Below are 18,363 nucleotides of genomic sequence, written 5' to 3'. Positions count from 1 at the left end.
GCTGGCGAGGGGGCTGGACTGCTAGAATGTAGGGTCCCAGATCACTCGCCGGAGTCCATCATGGATTCGCTGTTTCACCCGTCCGCCGCCGCAGCTCACTCCGGTTTTGCCAAAGCCGCGCGCTTGATGCGCCACGCTGGGTTGCTGGCTGGCGCCGCCCTCTGCCTCGCCCTGCCCGCACACGCCGAGGTGACGGCCGACAGCGCCGGCCTGGACCTGCCCGACGTCAAGGCCATCAACAATCAGCCGCTCGCCAAACCTACCCGGGGCGCCATCCACAACGAGACCGTCAAGCCGAGCTTCGAGTACCGCGACAACGACGGCACGCAAGTTGAGGAATACCGCTTTCAGAAGGGCCAGGCACCGGATATCCACGTCAAATCCGGCATGGGTACGTCGTACAACCTGAGCAAGCCGGAAGACAGCTCGCCGCGCATCCGTGAACGCGGTGATATCGACCGGGTGCCCTCGGTCAACGTCCTGAAGTTCTAAGCACCGCAGCGCGGTGCACGCAAGCCGGCTCGTTGATGGGCCGGCTCTCTTCCTTCCACCCGTTTCCCATTCCTGAAGCATGGCTGTTTTCACCCCGGTCTCCGACGCCGAGATCGCTCTCTGGTTGGATCAATACGATGTGGGCGCCGTGCGCGCATTTCGCGGCATCCCCTCCGGGATCGAAAACTCCAACTTCTTCCTGACCACGGAGAAGGATGGGCAGACGCACGAATATGTCGTCACCCTGTTCGAGCGACTGACGCTCGAGCAACTGCCTTTCTATCTGTATTTGATGCAGCATCTGGCGCAGCACGACATCAGCGTGCCGGCGCCGATTCCCGGCCGCGATGGCGAGATCCTGCGCACACTCAACGGCAAGCCGGCGACCATCGTGACGCGCCTGCCGGGGCGCTCGAATCTGGCGCCGACGGTGTCGGAATGCGCCATCGTCGGCGACATGCTCGCGCGCATGCACCTGGCCGGCCGCGACTATCCGCGCCATCAGCCGAACCTGCGCAGCCTGCCCTGGTGGAATGAGGTGGTACCCGATGTGGTGCCGTTCGTGCACGGCGACACGCGCGCCCTGCTGGAAAGCGAACTCGCGCATCAGCAACGCTTCTTCGCCAGCGCCGACTACGCCGCGCTGCCCGAAGGCCCGTGCCACTGCGACCTCTTCCGCGACAACGTGCTGTTCGAGCCCGCGGATGAGGGGCACCCCGAGCGCCTGGGCGGCTTCTTCGATTTCTACTTCGCCGGTGTCGACAAGTGGCTCTTCGACGTGGCCGTCACCGTTAACGACTGGTGCATCGACCTGGCGACCGGCGTGCTGGATGCCGAGCGGGCACGCGCCCTGCTCCAGGCGTATCACGCCGTGCGCGCCTTCACCGAGACGGAAGCGCGGCACTGGCAAGACATGCTGCGCGCTGCAGCCTATCGTTTCTGGGTCTCGCGCCTGTGGGATTTTTACCTCCCGCGCGATGCCGAACTGCTCAAGCCGCATGACCCGACCCATTTCGAACGCGTGCTGCGCGAGCGGGTTGGCGCCAATGGCCTGATCCTGGACCTTCCCCAACCATGCAACTGATTGAAGCACCGGCCAAGCAAGGCTACGTCTGGCTGCGCCAGGGCGTGTGGCTGTTCCGCAAGAACCCAATCGCGTTCCTGCTGCTGACCATGCTGTACACCTTTGCGGCATTGACCACGCAGTTGCTGTTGCCTGTGTTGTCGCTGCTGCTGGTGGCGCTGGCGCCCGGTATCTTCGTCGGCTACATGTCCGCCTGCCGCGACACGGTGGCCGGCAAGCCGATCGGCCCGGGCTCGCTCCTGGCGGGCTTTCGCGCGTACGGCAAGGATGCCGCGCGTGGCCTCTGGCGCCTGGGCCTGGTGCACATGGGACTGTGCTTCGTCATCGTCCTGATCATCACGACGCAGATCGATGCCGACATCGCCAAAGCCGTGTTTGAAGGCAACGTCACGCCCGAAATGGCGCGGCAACTGTATCTGCTGAGTCTGTTGGGGCTCGCGCTGTATCTGCCGGTGGCGATGCTGTTCTGGTTCTCGCCGCTGCTGGTGGCGTGGCACGAGATTCCGGTGAAGAAAGCACTGTTCTTCAGCTGGATCGCGGTCTGGCGCAACCGCATGGCGTTTCTGCTGTATGGGCTGCTGTTCGGCGTGCTGATGGTCGCCGTGCCGTCGTTCCTCGAAGCCGCGTTGGCTGCAGTTGGCGCCAGCACGATTGCCCCGGCGCTGATCGCGCCCTACCAGATGGCGGTGGTGACGGTTCTGTACTGCTCGATCTACGCCACCTACCGCGGCTGCTTCAACGTGACGCAAGCCGCCGGCCAGACGACTGACACGACGGCCTGATCTGCGCCCACGACCCGATATCGACGCGCTCAGTTGATCGGGTCCAGCTTGGCGATGCCCAACGCCAAGACCTTCACCCCGTGGCGGTTGAATTTGATGTGGGCGCGCGCCTCGGCGCCCTCGCCTTCCAGCGTCGTGATGACGCCTTCCCCGAACTTGTTGTGGAACACCGATTGGCCGACGCGGAAGCCGGTGGCTTCGGCGCGCTTGGCATCGGCGTAGTTCTTGCCGGTGTCCATGCCACCGGTCGGGCGCGTGCCGGTGTAGGCATCTTCGTCGCCGCGTTCGGGGCGCTTGAACCAATCCTTGCCCCAGGCGCCACTTTCGCCTTGCGCACGGCGCGTAGCCTGGTAGCCCGAGTGCTGCGGCGTGAGCCACTTCAGCGTGTCTTCCGGCAGCTCGTCGAAGAAGCGTGAGCGAATGTGGTAGCGGATCTGGCCGTGCAGCACGCGGCTTTGCGCGAACGACAGATACAGCCGCTCGCGTGCCCGCGTGATGGCCACGTACATCAGACGGCGTTCCTCTTCCAGACCGTCCTTCTCCATCTGGCTGTTCTCGTGCGGGAACAAGCCCTCTTCCAGCCCGGTGATGAAGACCACGTGGAACTCCAGCCCCTTGGCGGCATGCACGGTCATCATCTGCACGGCGTCCTGGCCAGCTTGGGCCTGGTTGTCGCCAGCCTCCAGCGAGGCATGCGTGAGGAACGCGACCAGCGGCGTCATCTCGGCCGGCGTCTCATCGGTGACGAGCTCGGAGACGGTGTCCGTCTCACCGCCCTCGATGCGGATCATCGCGTCGTGGCGCACCGGCAATGCGGTGGCGATGGCATCCACGCCATAGCCCTCTTCGGCCACGAACGCCTGGGCGGCGGTCACCAGTTCCTGCAAGTTCTCGATGCGGTCCTGGCCTTCCTTCTCGCCCTGGTAATGCGTGATCAGGCCGCTGGCGTGGATGACGTGCTGAACAATCTCGGGCAACGTCATCTGGCGCGTGTCGGCGCGCATCTGCTCGATCAGGCGAACGAACGCCGACAGCTTGGTGCCCGCTGCGCCCGTCAGATACGGGACCGAAGCCGCCAGCGAAATGCCATACAGCTTGGCCGCATCCTGCAGCAGTTCCAGCGAGCGTGCCCCAACGCCGCGCGCCGGGAAGTTCACCACGCGCCCAAATGCAGCGTCGTTGTCTGGATTTTCCAGCAACTGGATATACGCCAACGCGTGCTTGATTTCCGCACGCTCGAAGAAGCGCAGGCCACCGTACACCTTGTACGGAATTCCCGCCGAAAACAGCGCGTGTTCAATCACGCGCGACTGCGCGTTGCTCCGATACAGGATGGCGATTTCCGAGCGCGACATGCCGCTCGCGATGCGATCTCGGATCTCATCAACGATCCAGCCGGCCTCTTGCCCGTCCGTCGCGGCCTGATAAACGCGCACCAGCTCGCCATGACCGGCGTCGGTGCGCAGGTTCTTGCCCAGGCGCCGCGAGTTGTGCGAGATGAGGTGGTTGGCGGTATCGAGAATGTTGCCGTGCGAGCGGTAATTCTGTTCCAGCTTGATCCGGTGCTCCACGCGGAATTCGCGCTCGAAGTCGACCATATTGCCGACGTTGGCGCCACGAAACGCGTAGATGCTCTGATCATCATCGCCCACCGCAAAGATGGCGTTGGGCGTGACACCGGGCTCGCCAAGGCCAGCGAGCACTTTCAGCCAGGCATATTGCAGCTTGTTCGTATCCTGAAACTCGTCGACCAGGATGTGCTTGAAGCGGCGCTGGTAATGCGCGCGGATGGCATCGTTGTAACGCAGCAGTTCATAACAGCGCAGCAGCAGTTCGGCAAAGTCGACCACGCCTTCGCGCTGGCATTGCGCGTCGTAAGCGGCGTAGAGGTCGGCCATGCGGCGGTCGTATTCGTTGGCGATTTCCAGATCGCCCGCACGCAGGCCCTGCTCCTTGGCGCCGTTAATGAAATACTGGACGTTCTTGGGCGGGAATTTCTCGTCGTCGATATTGAGCGACTTGAGCAGGCGCTTGACGGCGGAAAGCTGGTCTTGCGTATCCAGGATCTGGAAGGTCTGCGGCAGGCCGGCATCGCGGAAGTGCGCACGCAGCAACCGGTTGCACAGACCGTGGAAGGTGCCAATCCACATGGCGCGCGTGTTGATCGGCAGCATGGCCTGCAGACGGGCCGTCATTTCCTTGGCCGCCTTGTTCGTAAACGTGACGGCCAACACACCCGACGGCGACACCCGTGCACTCTGGATCAGCCAGGCGATGCGGGTGGTCAGCACGCGCGTCTTGCCGCTGCCCGCCCCCGCCAGGATCAGCGCCGATTCATCGGGAAGCGTGATGGCAGCGCGTTGTTCGGGGTTCAGATTGGCGAGCAGGTCGGACATGCGGGAGAAGCCTCGGCAGAATCCTGAAATTATACCGGTCCCCTCCCCCACCTCGCCGGTGCCTGCCACTGACAGGTCGTATAATTCAAAGCTTTCGCCCGCCATTTTTTGTGGGCCAAACGTCTATTTGCGCGGATTGCGCCCCTGTCAGCATGACCGATCAAAACCAAGCCCTCGCCAAGAGTTTCGAACCCACCACCATCGAGCAGAAGTGGAGCGCAGCGTGGGAAGCGATGGGCGTCTCCCGTGCGACGCTTGAAGCCGGCAAGCCGGACTTCTGTATCCAGCTCCCGCCGCCGAACGTGACGGGCACGCTGCACATGGGTCACGCGTTCAACCAGACCATCATGGACGGCCTGACGCGTCATGCACGCATGTCGGGCGCCAACACGCTGTGGGTGCCGGGCACTGACCACGCCGGCATCGCCACGCAGATCGTCGTCGAGCGCCAACTGGATGCGCAAGGCGTGTCGCGCCACGACATGGGCCGCGAGAAGTTCGTCGAGAAGGTCTGGGAATGGAAGGAGCAATCGGGCTCGACCATCACGCGCCAGGTGCGCCGCATGGGCGCCTCGATCGACTGGGAGCGCGAATACTTCACGATGGACCCGAAGATGTCGCGCGCCGTCAGCGACGTGTTCGTGCGTCTGTATGAGCAAGGCCTGATCTACCGCGGCAAGCGCCTGGTCAACTGGGACCCGGTGCTCGGTACCGCCGTGTCCGACCTGGAAGTGGTGAGCGAAGAGGAAGAAGGCTCGCTGTGGCACATCCGCTATCCGCTGGCCGAGCCGGACACCGAGCGCGGCCTGACACACCTGACGGTCGCCACCACCCGCCCCGAGACGATGCTCGGCGACACGGCCGTGATGGTGCACCCGGAAGATGAGCGCTACGCCCACCTGATCGGCAAGTTCGTTCATCTGCCGCTCACCAATCGCCAGATCCCGGTGATCGCCGACGAGTACGTCGACCGCGAGTTCGGTACCGGCGTGGTCAAGGTGACCCCGGGCCACGATTTCAACGACTACGCAGTGGGCCAGCGCCACAAGCTGCCGCAGTTGTCGATCCTGACGCTCGACGCGAAGATCGTCGCCGATGCCCCAGCCGCCTATGCCGGCATGGACCGCTTCGACGCGCGCAAGAAGATGGTCGAGGATCTCGAAGCGCAAGGCCTGCTGGCCGAGGTGAAGAAGCACACGCTGATGGTGCCGCGCGGCGACCGGACCGGTGTCGTGATCGAGCCGATGCTGACCGACCAGTGGTTCGTTGCCATGAGCAAGCCGGCGCCGGAAGGCACGCGCTTCCCGGGCCGTTCGATCGCCGAAGTGGCGCTGGACGCCGTGGAGAGCGGCAAGATCAAGCTGGTGCCCGAGCAATGGGTCAACACGTACAACCAGTGGCTGAACAACATCCAGGACTGGTGCATCTCGCGCCAACTGTGGTGGGGCCACCAGATTCCGGCGTGGTACGACGAAGCCGGCAACGTCTACGTGGGCCGTACTGAAGAGGAAGCCAAGGCACAGGCTGCCGCCAAGGGCTATACCGGCGCACTCACGCGTGACGACGACGTGCTGGACACGTGGTTCTCGTCGGCGCTGGTGCCGTTCTCGTCGCTGGGCTGGCCGGCCGATACGCCTGAGCTGAAGCATTTCCTGCCCTCCACCGTGCTGGTGACGGGCTACGACATCATCTTCTTCTGGGTGGCGCGCATGGTCATGATGACCCTGCACTTCACCGGCGAAGTGCCCTTCCACACCGTCTACGTGCACGGCCTCGTGCGCGATTCGGAAGGCAAGAAGATGAGCAAGTCCGAGGGCAACACGCTCGACCCGGTCAACCTGATCGACGGCATTGCGCTGGAGCCGCTGCTGGCCAAGCGCACGACAGGCCTTCGCCGCCCGAAGGATGCCCCCAAGGTCGAAAAGCGCACGCGCAAGGAATTCCCGGAAGGCATTCCGGCGTTCGGCGCCGACGCGCTGCGCTTTACTTTCGCGTCGCTCGCCACGCTGGGCCGCAGCATCAACTTTGACCCGGGCCGCTGCGAGGGCTACCGCAACTTCTGCAACAAGCTCTGGAACGCCACGCGCTTCGTGCTGATGAACACCGAAGGCCAGGACTGCGGCATGCAGGAATGCGTCGGCGATTGCGGCCCCGAAGGCTACTTGGACTTCTCGCAAGCCGACCGCTGGATCGTCTCGCTGCTTCAGCGCGTGGAAAGCGAAGTGGAGAAAGGCTTTGCCGACTACCGCTTCGACAACATCGCCAGCGCCATCTACAAGTTCGTCTGGGACGAGTACTGCGACTGGTACGTGGAACTCGCCAAGGTGCAGATCCAGACCGGCACGCCCGCCCAGCAGCGCGCCACGCGCCGCACGCTGCTGCGCGTGCTGGAAACCGTGCTGCGCCTGGCCCACCCGATCATTCCGTTCATTACCGAAGAGCTCTGGCAGAAGGTCGCCCCGATGGCCGGCCGCGCCAAGGGTGACGGCACCGAGAGCCTCGCGCTGCAAGAGTACCCGCGCGCCGCGCTCACCAAGATCGACGAGCAGGCCGAACAATGGGTCCAGCAGCTCAAGGCCCTGGTGGATTCCTGCCGCAACCTGCGCGGCGAGATGAACATCTCCCCCGCGCAACGCGTGCCGCTGTACGCCAACGGCGATGCCGAATTCCTGCAAGTGGCCGCACCGTACGTGCAGGCGCTGGGCAAGCTGTCGGAAGTGAAGGTCTACACCGATGCCGCCGCGATGGAGCAGGACGGCGCCGGCGCCCCGGTCGCCATCGTCGGCGAGAACAAGCTGCTGCTGAAGATCGAGATCGACGTGGCGGCTGAACACGCCCGCCTGAGCAAGGAAATCGACCGCCTGCGCGGCGAGATCACTAAGTGCGAAGGCAAGCTCGGCAACGAATCGTTCGTCGCTCGCGCGCCGGCGGCAGTGGTGGAACAAGAACAGAAGCGTGTGGCAGATTTCAAAGCCACGCTCGCCAAACTGGAAGCGCAGATTGCGCGCCTGCCTGTGCAGGCTGCCTGATCTGTTGCTGAATCTGTCGGGTCAGAATCAAACGTCGTCAAGGAAACTACGATGCAACGTGTTACCAAAGCCGTCTTCCCAGTAGCTGGGCTGGGCACTCGCTTCTTGCCCGCCACCAAGGCCAGCCCGAAGGAAATGCTGCCGGTGGTGGACAAGCCGCTGATCCAGTACGCCGTGGAAGAGGCCATGGCCGCCGGCATCACGGAGATGATCTTCGTCACGGGCCGCAGCAAGCGCGCCATTGAAGACCATTTCGACAAGGCCTACGAACTCGAAGCCGAACTCGAAGCCAAGCAGAAGACGGCCCTGCTGGAGGTCGTGCGCTCGATCAAGCCGTCGCACGTCGATTGCTTCTATGTGCGCCAGCCCGAAGCGCTTGGCCTGGGCCATGCCGTGCAATGTGCAGAAAAGCTCGTCGGCGATGCGCCCTTCGCGGTCATCCTGGCCGATGACTTGCTGGACGGCACGCCGCCCGTGATGAAGCAGATGGTCGACCTGTACGATCACTACAACTGCTCGGTAATCGGCGTGGAAGAAATCGACCGCGAGCAGAGCCGTTCGTACGGCGTGGTGGATGGCCGCCCGTGGGAAGAAGATGGCAGCGTGATCAAGATGTCGGGCATCATCGAAAAGCCGGCACCGGAGAATGCACCGTCCAACCTGGGCGTGGTCGGCCGCTACATCCTGACGCCGCGTATCTTCGATCACATCCGCAACCTGAAGCCGGGTGCCGGCGGCGAGCTGCAGCTCACGGATGCGATTCAGTCGCTATTGTCGGCTGAGCAAGTGCTGGCCTATCGCTACAAGGGCGTGCGCTACGACTGCGGCAGCAAGCTCGGCTACCTGAAGGCCACGGTGGAATTTGCGCTCAAGCACAAGGAAGTCGCAGACGAGTTCCGCACCTACCTCGCGTCGCGCGGCTAACGACTAGCGCACACGAAGCGCACAAAGAAAAAACCCGCGACAGCTTACGCTGCGCGGGTTTTTTGTTGCCAGAGTGCTGCCACCGTCCGGCGCGGTGTCCCGTCCCTCGGGGTCGGAGGCTTAAGAGCCTCTCCTTATTGCGGTGCCGCCAGCGGCTTGATGGTGTTGTTCAGCAGGCCCCAATACGAGCTGGTGCTGTACGGCAGCATCTGTTCTGCGTAGTTCCACCAGAAGTAGCCACCGATGAAGCGCGGGTCCGCGGCCATCGTGGTGGTACCCATCGGGTAGTACGACTTGATCAGGCTCTGCTGCACCGACGTGGGCGCCGACGTGCTCGACGTACCGATCTCGCCAAAACCGACCTTGGCCACCGGGAAGATGCTTTCCAGCAGCTTGAAGTCAGCGGCCCAGCTCGGGCTCAGGCCCGGGCAGTCTTGGTACGGGTAGTAGCTGAACAGCGCGTAGTCAGCACCCTGACGCACGCGTGCTGGCAGATAAGTCTGCGCCCAGGTTTGCCAAGCATCCATCGGCAGTTGCCAGCAGTTGTTGCCCTTGCGATCGTCGTTGTAGTACAGCGTCACGGCAGTCAGACCGCCGTTGGCCTTCACGATATCGTGCGCGGCAGCCACCATGTTGCCGATGTCCCGCTCCTCACTCGCGGCCACCGAGTTCGGGCCGTTCGAGTCGACGCGCAGCCACTCCCCGTTGATCTCGTTGGCGATCTCCCACACGTCCACGACGTTCTTCAGGGTGCCCACCAACTCGTTTGTCCGGTCGGTGTACGTCTGCAGATCAGTCGGGAAGTAGTACGAGTCCATGATCTCGCCCATCACGTAAGCAACGGAATGGAGCTTGACCAGCGCGGGGTAGTACTGCGCAGCCGTCGTACCCGGGTCAAAGACCACGCGCACAGTCGGCTTGTACGGCAGGTGCGTGAGCGATGCCACGATCGCATTGATGTTGCTGACGTCGTCCAGCGTAACGCCATAGATCGGTGCCTTCGGGCGCGTGGCCTGCGCCGAGGCGGTTTGCATTCCCAGGCCCGTCAGCGCTGTTGCCGCCACCAGACCCACCATGACGCGCTGGCTCAAGCGCGCCACCCTCTGTGCTGCTTTCTTGGTTTCCAACATTGTGTTTTCTGTTCCCTCGGACGCAAACGTTACGCCCAAATTTGGTGGACAAGCGCCGTCCTACCTGTGCGGTATCCCGATGTGATTAACAACTTGTGGTTGACACACTGAGCACCGAACGGGTGCAAGCGTCAAAAGACGCCCCGGCCGGCGAATGGAATGCGCGATGACGCTCTGCCGGGTTAACCGGCGGGCCGCGCTTATTTGAGAACTGGTACAGATGGTGCGCCCCTCACCCGAAGGCGAGACGCGGCTTCACAAAGATGAAAAGCCCTGCAACAGCAGACTGCCAACACGTTCCCCCCGGTTGACAACCTGATGCGCATGATACCGAAAGTTGCGCGCAGATCAACGAAATTTAACACTGCTTATGCAACGATAAAGAAAAAACCGCGCCCCATTTCGAGTACGCGGTTTCTTCAAAACGCCCGACTGGCGAGCGTATCGGCGATGTGGGACGTCTTACTTGTGCCGGTAGTTGATACGACCTTTAGTGAGGTCATACGGCGACATTTCCAGCTTCACACGGTCTCCCGCCAGGATACGGATGCGGTGCTTCTGCATCTTGCCCGACGCATACGCCCAGATCTCCACGCCGTTTTCGAGTTGCACGCGAAAACGGTTGTCGGGCAGTGCTTCCGAGACCACCCCTTCAAATTCGATCAGTTCTTCCTTGGCCAAACTCGTTCCTTTGTGTGCAGCGCGCGGCTGCGTCATGGTTGCAATGGTGTGATGACCCGCCAGAGCCCGGAGGCATGCCCCATCGGGCATACAGCCGTGTCGCTGCGATCATCTCAGCCCGGACAGCGGGCTATGGGGGGTCCGAATCGCACCAAACACAAATCGCGCCCGCCAATGGCGTGCGCTGTTTTCAGTGCAAGCGAGGAATGGGTGGTGGTCGCAGTTGCGCGCCGCCCTGCTCGACGCGGGGGGAACCCCGGTGCTGGACTCGGCTGCCATGGACCATCTCGGCCCGGCGGTCAGCCGGATTCGCCCGCTATTCTACCACGGCAGAGTTCGCGCTGTTTCAGGCGCTATCGGCAAGCGGCATGTGCGGCACACCGCCGTCGATGATGGTTTCGGCAAACCGCAGCGCCGCCACGCGTGCATCCCCCACATTGGTGAACTGCTGGTCCCCCGAGAGGCGAAACACCTGCGTCTGCCCCGGTTCGGGCGACTCCCCTGCCCGACAAATCATCACGGCTGCGTTATAGCTGCGGTCTTCCCTGGCCTCTGGCCAGCGTGCCGTGCGTTCATGTTGGTAAGCCAACGGATAGATGTCGAAGCCTTTGTATTGGCCCGCCGGCGAAGTGTCCATCGCAACTGCCCCCTTCTTGAACGTCGAGTGCTGTCCGACTATACACCCGTGCGTTTTTCATGGCGATGAAAGCGGCGACAACGTTTGATTTAGACCGCGCTGCCCGCCGCTCCGATCTGGGGAATGCGCCCACTTTGCAAACAGCGCTATGCCGTCTCCGGGAGCCGGATCGCCTCGGGCGCCAGGGCTGGTGTATCCGCAAACGGCAGTCCGACGTAGTTTTCCGCCAGCATGCGTGCGCCCGCCGGAGAGCTTGCCACGTAGTCCAGCTCGGCGCGTTGCAGCCTCTGCATGAACGGCGTGTGGTCGTCGAAGCGATGCAGCATCGACGTCATCCACCAAGAGAAATGCTCGGCGCGCCAGACGCGCTGCAGACAACGTTCGGAATAACGCGCGAGTTGGGTGGTGTCGCCTTGCCGGTAACGGGCCATCAGCGCTTGCGCCAGCACGCGAACATCGGCCACAGCCAGGTTCATGCCCTTGGCGCCCGTGGGCGGCACGATATGCGCGGCGTCCCCCGCCAGAAACAACCGCCCGTGCTGCATCGTCTCGCAGACAAAGCTGCGCATCGGCGTGACGCTTTTCTGCAGGATCGGACCTTCCTTGAGGTGCCAGCCGTCGTTGTTTTCCAGGCGCGTGTGGAGTTCATCCCAGATGCGGGCGTCGGACCATTCGGCGAGGTTCTCATCCGGCTTGCACTGCAGGTAGAGCCGCGTGATCGTGGGTGAGCGCATGCTGAACAGCGCGAAACCGCGATCGTGGCTGGCGTAGATCAGCTCGTCGGCGGCCGGCGCCGCTTCCGCCAGGATGCCGAGCCACGCAAACGGATAGACGCGCTCGAACACCGCTTGGCGCTGTGCCGGAATCGCCGGCCGGCAAATGCCGTGAAAGCCGTCACAACCGGCGATGTAGTCGCATTGCAGCGTTTGCGACACGCCATCGTGCACGAACTGCACCGATGGCGTGGTGGACTCAATGTCGTGCACCGAGACGTCGCTCACGTCAAACAGCAGCGGCGCGCCCTGTTCCACACGGGCGGCAATCAGGTCCTTCACCACCTCATGCTGCCCGTACACGGTGATCGAGCGGCCGCCCGACATCGCCGTCAGGTCAATGCGATGGCGCTTGCCCCCAAACAGCAGATCGATGCCATGGTGCACGAGCCCCTCTCGGCGCATGCGCTCGCCCACGCCGGCTTCGGTGAGCACATCGACGGTGCCTTGCTCCAGCACGCCGGCGCGGATGCGCTCTTCAACATACTGGCGGCTTTTGGTTTCGAGGATGACGGCGTCGATGCCGTTGCGGTGCAGAAGCTGCCCGAGCAGCAGGCCGGCGGGGCCGGCGCCGATGATGGCGACCTGGGTGCGCATGGTGGTTGTCTCCGAATGGATTGGAATCGTTCTGGCAACCATTGTTGGCGCGCACCTTGATATCGCACAATGCAATATGGGCGATAAACTTTATCGCTCATTCAGATAGTGGTTCGCCCATGTCCACCCTGCCCGACTTTGATCTGAACCTGTTACCGATCCTGCTGGCGCTGCACGACGCGCGCAGTGTGAGCATGGCGGCGCAGCAGCTCGGCATGAGCCAGCCGGGCGTGAGCACGGCGTTGGGCAAGCTGCGCGCCGCGTTCGATGACCCGCTGTTCGTGCGCACCTCGCGCGGCATGGAGCCGACGCCGCGGGCGCTGGCGCTGATCCCCGCCGCACGTGATGTGCTGATGCGCGTGCAGCAGGGCATTCTCGAAACCAGCGCCTTCGATCCGGCCACGACCACCCATACGTTCTCGATCTCGCTATCGGATGTGGGCGAGATGGTGTTCCTGCCGCGCATTGTCGAAGCGATGGCGCGCGAGGCGCCGCGGGCGTCGGTGCAATCCGTCTCGCTGCCGCCGGCGCAAGTCGAACGCGCACTGGAGACGGGCTCGCTCGATCTTGCTGTCGGCTACTTCCCTGATCTGAAGAAGAACAACTTTTTCCAGCAGCGGCTGTTCACGCATTACTTCACCTGCATCGTGCGGGCGGATCACCCCGTTACACGCGGCGGCAACACGAAGCTGTCGATGGCGCAGTTCCTGGAATACGGCCACGCCGTGGTGCGCGCAGAGGGGCGCAGCCAGGAGCTGTACGAGCGCTTTCTGGAACGCAAGCGCATCCGTCGCACGCCGGCGCTGCTCACGCCGCATTTCATGAGCATTCCATTCATCCTCGCGCGCACCGATTTGATCGCGACGGTGCCGCATGCCGTGGGGCTGTCGTTCATGCAATCGCACGCCAACATCTGCGTGATGGAACCACCGCTGGAGTTGCCAAGCTTCGATCTCAAGCAGCACTGGCACCGCAAGTTCCACAACGACGCGCGTAGCCAATGGCTTCGTGCGCTGGTGTCGTCGCTGTTCAACGATGAGGCGGATGAGTGGCGGGAGCCGGGGCATCCGCCTGCCAAGCGTAAGCACACGAAATAGCGACGCTGCGCCGCATGTTCGATAGGCGAATACTCGATTGCAATGCGAACACGAAGCCTTTAGGATCGTCGCCACGCGCAGGCGACGCCGATGTGGTTTTGCTCGGCCCACGCTTGCCGATCAACCTTTGGAGACCTTCATGAAACGTCGTGCCCTGCTGTTGAGCGCCGTTGCTGGTGCGCTGATGACCGGCCTGCCCGCCTTTGCGGACGAGCCGATCAAGATCGGCCTGATCGCGCCCTTCTCCGGCCCCTTTGCCGACTACGGCAAGCAGATGGAAGGCGGCATCAAGGCGTATCAGAAGCTGCACGGCACCACCGCCGGCGGCCGGCAGGTGCAGATCATCATGAAGGACACGACCGGCCCCGTGCCGGACGTGGCCAAGCGGCTTGCGCAAGAGCTGGTCGTGCGCGACAAGGTGGACTTTCTCGCCGGTTTCGGCCTGACGCCCGAAGCGCTGGCCGTCGCACCCATTGCGCAGCAAGCCAAAAAGCCGATGGTGATCTTCAACGCTGCGTCGTCATCCATCACCACCAAGTCGGATTACGTGACGCGCGTGTCGATGACGCTGCCGCAAATCTCCGCACCGATCGCCTCGTGGGCGCTGAAGAACGGCATCAAGCAGGTAGCCACCGTGGTGGCCGATTACGCGCCCGGCGTCGATGCGGAAAACGCATTCAAGCAGACCTTCACCGCAGGCGGCGGCCAAGTTGTGGAAGCCGTGCGCGTGCCGCTGCGCAACCCGGAATTCGCACCGTTCATCCAGCGCGTGAAAGACACCAAGCCGCAGGCCGTATTCGTGTTCCTGCCAGCGGGCGAACAGGGTGTGGCGTTCATGAAGGGCTTCCGCGAGCGCGGGCTGGCACAGGCGGGCATCAAGGTCATCGCTACGGGCGACCTGACGGATGACCACGTGCTACCGGCCATGGGCGATTCGACGCTGGGCGTCATCACGTCGTTCCACTACTCGGCGGCGCATGACTCGCCGCAGAATAAGACGTTCCTGAAAGCCTTTGCTGACGCCAATCCGGACGGCGGTCGCCCCAACTTCATGGCGGTGGCCGCATATGACGGCATCGGCGCGATCTACGACGTGATCAACAAGTTGGGCGGCAAGATCGACGGGGACAAGGCGATGGCCGCCTTCAAGGGCATGAAGATCGACAGCCCGCGCGGGCCGATCACCATCGACCCGGCGACGCGTGACGTCGTGCAGACCGTCTACATCCGCAAGGTGGAGAAGGTCGGCAACGCGCTGTACAACGTCGAGTTCGACAAATTTGCCGACGTGAAAGACCCGGGCAAGTAACGCGCAATTCAACCGCAGTCCAACATTAAGCAACGGCCACGAGCCGTTGCAGCAGCGGCGCATCGGCGAGCAAGTCCGCGCTGGTCGATGCGTGCACGATGCGCCCACGATCGAGCACCAGCGCCTGCTGCGTCAATTGCAGCGCCAGGCGCGCGTGCTGCTCCACCACGATCACCGCCATGCCGCCCTCGTCGACGAGCGCGCGGATGGCGCGGCCGAGCTCCTGCACGATGATCGGCGCGAGACCTTCCATCGGTTCGTCCAACAACAGGAGCGCGGGATTCGTCATCAGCGCGCGGGCGATGGCGACCATCTGCTGCTCGCCACCCGAGAGCTGATTACCGAGATTGCGGCGCCGCTCTTGCAAGCGCGGGAACGTCTTGTAGACGCGGGCGACATCCCAGGCGCCGGGGCGGGCGACGGCAGTCAGATGCTCTTCCACCGTCAGCGACGGAAACATCCACCGCTCCTGCGGTACCCAGCCAAGCCCGGCCCGCGCACGCTTGTGCGGCGCTACCTTGGCGATATCCGCGCCCTGCCAGCGGATACGCCCGCCGTGCATGCGCGTAAAGCCCATCAGCGTGCTCAGCAGCGTGGTCTTGCCGACGCCGTTGCGGCCCAGCAGCGCGAGGCTGCCGCCTGCCTCCAGCGTGAACGACACATCGTCCAGCACGACGGCATTGCCATACCCGGCGGTCACGTTCTCGAATGACAGCAACTTAGGCATGTTCGGCCTCCCCGAGGTAGACCTCACGTACGCGCGGGTCGGCGGCGATCTCCTGCGGCGTGCCCTCGGTCAGCACGCGTCCGGCCACCAGCACGGTGATCCGCTCGGCAAAGCGGAAGACGAGGTTCATGTCGTGCTCGATGAACAAGATGGTGATGTCGCGCGGCAGGCTGGCGATCACTTCGAAAAGTTCAGCGCTCTCCCCGGCCGGAATGCCGGCGGCGGGCTCGTCGAGCAGCAGGATGCGCGGCTGCGTCGCCAGCGCCAAGGCAATCTCCACCAGACGCTGCTTGCCGTAGGGCAACGCGTGCGTGGGCGACAACGCATCGGCGCCGAGTTGCAGGCGACACAGCAGGGCCATCGCTTCATCGCGCGCCTCCTTGTGCGACGCGACAGTCCGATGCCAGTGCCACGACGCGCCAGTGCGCTCGAAGATGGCGAGCATCACCGACTCCAGCACCGTCAGCCCGGGAAACAGCGTGTTGATCTGGAACGTGCGCGTGATACCGCGTTTGACGCGCTGGTGTGCGGGCACGCGCGTGATGTCCTCATCGCCCAGCAGCACCTGGCCGGACGTGGGTGCGAAGGCACCGGTCAGCAGATTGATGAAGGTGGTCTTGCCTGCCCCGTTCGGGCCGATCAGCGCATGGCGCGCACCGGGTGCGAACGAAAGCGAGATATCGGAATTGGCGTGGAAACCGCCCCAGCGCTTGGACAGGCCGCGTGTGCTGAGCGCTGGCGTAGGGTGCATCGCTGGCGCACTCATGCGGCATCTCCCTTGCGCGCACGCTTGGCCTGGATTGCGGAGACAGCCGCCTCCAACCCGCCCACAATGCCGCCACGCGCAAACAGCACGATCACCATGAGCAGCAGGCCGATCCAGAACTGCCAGTAGACCGGGTTGATGCCGGCCAGCACATCCTGCGCGACCATGAACACTGCCGCGCCGATCAACGCGCCGTACAACCGCCCTGCGCCGCCGAGCACGAGCATGATCAGCAGCTCGGCAGAGCGCGAAAAGCCTAGCGAATCCAGTCCGACAAACTGCGTGGTCTGCGCGAGCAAGCCGCCTGCGACACCGGCAATCGCCGCGCTGACGGTGAACGCCGCCACGAGCCGCATGCGCACATCCGCACCGATGGCCGGCATGCGTTTCGGACCTTGCTGGATGCCCCGCAACGACAGCCCGAACGGCGAACGCACCAGGCGGCGCAGCAGCACAAACACCAGAAACAGCACAACAAGGCTGTAGACGTACGCGGTGCGCCCCTCCAAATCGAACGCGAAGGTGCCGAGCAGGTTGCTCATCGTCACGCCAGAGAGGCCGTCGACGCCGCCGGTCAGGAACGCCATCTTGTTGGCGGCTTCGTACAGCATCAGGCCGATACCGAGGGTGACCATCAAGCGCGTCAAGTCCTGCCCACGCACCACGAGGAAGCTGACGCAGAAACCGGCAAGCGCAGCGACAAGTGCCCCAGCAGCAAGGCCGGTCAGAGGCTCGCCCCAGCCATGCGCGGCCAATAGCCCTGCCGTATAAGCGCCCAGCCCGAAGAAGCCCGCGTGCCCGAGCGACACGATGCCCGCATAGCCGAGGACCAAATCGAGCGACAACGCAAACAGCCCCACGATCAGCACCTGGCTGCCGAAGACAAGGTAATCCGGCAGGAAGAAAAAGACTGCGATGGGCACGCACCAGAATGCGATCTCGAACGGCGACCAGCGTGCGTCGGGCAACCCATGCGTCTGCAGTTGCCCGGCCGGCTGCGCGGCGCGCATCAATTGCTGCAGCATGCTCATGCGCGCCTCCCTAGCAAGCCACTCGGGAAGAGCACGAGCAGCACCACCATCAACCCGTAGATGACGAACGCGCCGATCTCCGGCACGTAATACTTGCCCGCCACGTCAAACACGCCCAGCACCAGCGCCGCCAGCAACGTCCCCTTGATCGAGCCCGCACCGCCCACCGCCACCACCAGCAGGAAGTACACCATGTACTTGATCGGGAACCCCGGATCGAGCCCGAGCACATCGATGCCCAGCCCGCCGCCCAAGCCTGCCAGCCCCGAGCCCAGCGCAAACGTCACGGAAAACACCAAACTCACGTTGATACCCAACCCGGCCGACGCCTGTTGGTTGTTCGACCGACGCCCGCACCTGTGCGCCAAAACGCGTGCGCTCGATCAGCCAGGCCAGCAACGTCGTCAGGACGATCACGATGCCAATCAGGAACAGCCGATAGCGCCCGACTTCCAGGCCGCTATCCAACACGCGCAACTGCCCACGCAGCATCTCGGGCAACTCAACGGGTTGCTGCGACGGCCCCCATACGTAGGTCGCACCTGCCATGGCCATGAAGACGAGCGCGATGGAAAACAGCACCTGATCCAACGGGCTCGCACGATAGAGCCGCCGGTACAGCGTGCGCTCCAGCACAAAGCCAATGGCCGCGGTGACAAGGAAAGCGATGGGCAGCGTCGCCAGAAACGGCACGCCGAGGCGGTTCATCAGTACCACGCACACATAGCCGCCCGCCATGGCGAACGCCCCGTGCGCGAGGTTGATGAAGTTCATCAGGCCCATCGTGACCGACAGGCCAATGCTGATCAGGAACAACAGGCTGCCGTAGGCCAGCCCGTCAAACAACACACCCAATGCGCTGAGCATGGGTCTCCTCCTTGGGTTTCCGGCTCGGCGGCCAGTTTGCC

At 63.6% G+C, this 18,363-nt stretch carries 15 protein-coding genes and 1 pseudogene; 7 read left to right on the top strand and 9 right to left on the bottom strand.

Going from position 1 to position 18,363, the window contains the following annotated elements:
- Window positions 1-60 precede the first annotated feature (60 nt).
- The 3 genes from ACS7SF_RS14985 to ACS7SF_RS14975 all read left to right on the top strand — a co-directional run bounded on the left by ACS7SF_RS14985 (window position 61) and on the right by ACS7SF_RS14975 (window position 2,358).
- Complete coding sequence (locus tag ACS7SF_RS14985; RefSeq protein WP_439890505.1) at window positions 61-492, top strand: hypothetical protein; 432 nt, start codon at window positions 61-63, stop codon at window positions 490-492.
- 79 nt (window positions 493-571) lie between these two features.
- On the top strand, window positions 572-1,576 hold the full coding sequence (locus ACS7SF_RS14980) for a homoserine kinase (protein ID WP_439890504.1): 1,005 nt from the start codon (window positions 572-574) through the stop codon (window positions 1,574-1,576).
- A complete protein-coding gene (locus tag ACS7SF_RS14975; protein WP_439890503.1) occupies window positions 1,567-2,358 on the top strand; it encodes a BPSS1780 family membrane protein in 792 nt (263 codons plus the stop codon). Before ACS7SF_RS14980 ends, ACS7SF_RS14975 begins: the two co-directional genes overlap by 10 nt.
- 29 nt (window positions 2,359-2,387) lie before the next feature.
- On the opposite strand, the gene ACS7SF_RS14970 is transcribed toward ACS7SF_RS14975, so the two are convergent.
- On the bottom strand, window positions 2,388-4,754 hold the full coding sequence (locus ACS7SF_RS14970; RefSeq protein WP_439890502.1) for a UvrD-helicase domain-containing protein: 2,367 nt from the start codon (window positions 4,752-4,754) through the stop codon (window positions 2,388-2,390).
- Between the two features lie 152 nt (window positions 4,755-4,906).
- On the opposite strand from ACS7SF_RS14970, the gene ACS7SF_RS14965 reads away from it, so the two are divergent.
- A complete protein-coding gene (locus ACS7SF_RS14965) occupies window positions 4,907-7,783 on the top strand; it encodes a valine--tRNA ligase (protein WP_439890501.1) in 2,877 nt (958 codons plus the stop codon).
- 51 nt (window positions 7,784-7,834) lie between these two features.
- Window positions 7,835-8,707 carry a UTP--glucose-1-phosphate uridylyltransferase GalU gene (gene galU, locus ACS7SF_RS14960; protein ID WP_439890500.1) on the top strand — a complete coding sequence of 291 codons (873 nt, stop codon included), beginning with the start codon at window positions 7,835-7,837 and terminating at the stop codon, window positions 8,705-8,707.
- A 134-nt stretch (window positions 8,708-8,841) separates the two neighbouring features.
- Here the strand turns inward: galU and ACS7SF_RS14955 are convergent, their stop codons facing one another.
- The 4 genes from ACS7SF_RS14955 to pobA all read right to left on the bottom strand — a co-directional run bounded on the left by ACS7SF_RS14955 (window position 8,842) and on the right by pobA (window position 12,525).
- On the bottom strand, window positions 8,842-9,837 hold the full coding sequence (locus ACS7SF_RS14955; protein WP_439890499.1) for a hypothetical protein: 996 nt from the start codon (window positions 9,835-9,837) through the stop codon (window positions 8,842-8,844).
- Between the two features lie 462 nt (window positions 9,838-10,299).
- The gene (infA, locus tag ACS7SF_RS14950; RefSeq protein ID WP_004631109.1) at window positions 10,300-10,518 is read right to left on the bottom strand and encodes a translation initiation factor IF-1; all 219 of its coding nucleotides are present in this window, start codon (window positions 10,516-10,518) and stop codon (window positions 10,300-10,302) included.
- Window positions 10,519-10,864: 346 nt separating this feature from the next.
- Window positions 10,865-11,155: a hypothetical protein gene (locus ACS7SF_RS14945; RefSeq protein WP_426397682.1), complete on the bottom strand. Its 291-nt coding sequence runs from the start codon at window positions 11,153-11,155 to the stop codon at window positions 10,865-10,867.
- A 146-nt stretch (window positions 11,156-11,301) separates the two neighbouring features.
- Window positions 11,302-12,525 (bottom strand): 4-hydroxybenzoate 3-monooxygenase, encoded by a 1,224-nt coding sequence (gene pobA, locus ACS7SF_RS14940; RefSeq protein WP_439890498.1) that lies wholly within the window; start codon window positions 12,523-12,525, stop codon window positions 11,302-11,304.
- A gap of 119 nt (window positions 12,526-12,644) precedes the next feature.
- Here pobA and ACS7SF_RS14935 point away from each other — a divergent pair, with 119 nt between their 5' ends.
- Both ACS7SF_RS14935 and ACS7SF_RS14930 read left to right on the top strand, forming a co-directional pair.
- Window positions 12,645-13,622, top strand: a complete 978-nt coding sequence (locus ACS7SF_RS14935; protein ID WP_439890497.1) for a LysR family transcriptional regulator — start codon at window positions 12,645-12,647, stop codon at window positions 13,620-13,622.
- Window positions 13,623-13,761: 139 nt separating this feature from the next.
- A complete protein-coding gene (locus tag ACS7SF_RS14930; RefSeq protein WP_439890496.1) occupies window positions 13,762-14,931 on the top strand; it encodes an ABC transporter substrate-binding protein in 1,170 nt (389 codons plus the stop codon).
- 25 nt (window positions 14,932-14,956) lie between these two features.
- Here the strand turns inward: ACS7SF_RS14930 and ACS7SF_RS14925 are convergent, their stop codons facing one another.
- The 4 genes and pseudogenes from ACS7SF_RS14925 to ACS7SF_RS14910 all read right to left on the bottom strand — a co-directional run bounded on the left by ACS7SF_RS14925 (window position 14,957) and on the right by ACS7SF_RS14910 (window position 18,322).
- Window positions 14,957-15,658 carry an ABC transporter ATP-binding protein gene (locus ACS7SF_RS14925; protein WP_439890495.1) on the bottom strand — a complete coding sequence of 234 codons (702 nt, stop codon included), beginning with the start codon at window positions 15,656-15,658 and terminating at the stop codon, window positions 14,957-14,959.
- Window positions 15,651-16,424, bottom strand: coding sequence for an ABC transporter ATP-binding protein (locus ACS7SF_RS14920; RefSeq protein WP_439890494.1), 774 nt, complete (start codon window positions 16,422-16,424; stop codon window positions 15,651-15,653). Before ACS7SF_RS14920 ends, ACS7SF_RS14925 begins: the two co-directional genes overlap by 8 nt.
- Entirely contained in the window at window positions 16,421-17,455 is a 1,035-nt protein-coding gene (locus tag ACS7SF_RS14915) for a branched-chain amino acid ABC transporter permease (RefSeq protein ID WP_439890493.1), read from the bottom strand. Before ACS7SF_RS14915 ends, ACS7SF_RS14920 begins: the two co-directional genes overlap by 4 nt.
- Window positions 17,452-18,322, bottom strand: a pseudogene (locus ACS7SF_RS14910) (branched-chain amino acid ABC transporter permease). Before ACS7SF_RS14910 ends, ACS7SF_RS14915 begins: the two are co-directional and overlap by 4 nt.
- Window positions 18,323-18,363: the final 41 nt, after the last annotated feature.

Origin of the sequence: Ralstonia sp. 25C (assembly GCF_051904805.1) — a bacterium.
Lineage (GTDB): Bacteria > Pseudomonadota > Gammaproteobacteria > Burkholderiales > Burkholderiaceae > Ralstonia.
This window is presented reverse-complemented; position numbering and strand designations above follow the sequence as displayed.

Excerpts from the sequence above, each read along its gene's own strand:
- ACS7SF_RS14925 (WP_439890495.1), bottom strand. The coding sequence starts at position 15,658 with ATGCCTAAGTTGCTGTCATTCGAGAACGTGACCGCCGGGTATGGCAAT.
- ACS7SF_RS14980 (WP_439890504.1), top strand. The coding sequence starts at position 572 with ATGGCTGTTTTCACCCCGGTCTCCGACGCCGAGATCGCTCTCTGGTTG.
- ACS7SF_RS14985 (WP_439890505.1), top strand. The coding sequence starts at position 61 with ATGGATTCGCTGTTTCACCCGTCCGCCGCCGCAGCTCACTCCGGTTTT.
- pobA (WP_439890498.1), bottom strand. The coding sequence starts at position 12,525 with ATGCGCACCCAGGTCGCCATCATCGGCGCCGGCCCCGCCGGCCTGCTG.
- ACS7SF_RS14970 (WP_439890502.1), bottom strand. The coding sequence starts at position 4,754 with ATGTCCGACCTGCTCGCCAATCTGAACCCCGAACAACGCGCTGCCATC.
- ACS7SF_RS14955 (WP_439890499.1), bottom strand. The coding sequence starts at position 9,837 with ATGTTGGAAACCAAGAAAGCAGCACAGAGGGTGGCGCGCTTGAGCCAG.
- ACS7SF_RS14930 (WP_439890496.1), top strand. The coding sequence starts at position 13,762 with ATGAAACGTCGTGCCCTGCTGTTGAGCGCCGTTGCTGGTGCGCTGATG.
- ACS7SF_RS14965 (WP_439890501.1), top strand. The coding sequence starts at position 4,907 with ATGACCGATCAAAACCAAGCCCTCGCCAAGAGTTTCGAACCCACCACC.
- ACS7SF_RS14935 (WP_439890497.1), top strand. The coding sequence starts at position 12,645 with ATGTCCACCCTGCCCGACTTTGATCTGAACCTGTTACCGATCCTGCTG.
- ACS7SF_RS14915 (WP_439890493.1), bottom strand. The coding sequence starts at position 17,455 with ATGAGCATGCTGCAGCAATTGATGCGCGCCGCGCAGCCGGCCGGGCAA.
- galU (WP_439890500.1), top strand. The coding sequence starts at position 7,835 with ATGCAACGTGTTACCAAAGCCGTCTTCCCAGTAGCTGGGCTGGGCACT.
- ACS7SF_RS14945 (WP_426397682.1), bottom strand. The coding sequence starts at position 11,155 with ATGGACACTTCGCCGGCGGGCCAATACAAAGGCTTCGACATCTATCCG.
- ACS7SF_RS14975 (WP_439890503.1), top strand. The coding sequence starts at position 1,567 with ATGCAACTGATTGAAGCACCGGCCAAGCAAGGCTACGTCTGGCTGCGC.
- ACS7SF_RS14920 (WP_439890494.1), bottom strand. The coding sequence starts at position 16,424 with ATGAGTGCGCCAGCGATGCACCCTACGCCAGCGCTCAGCACACGCGGC.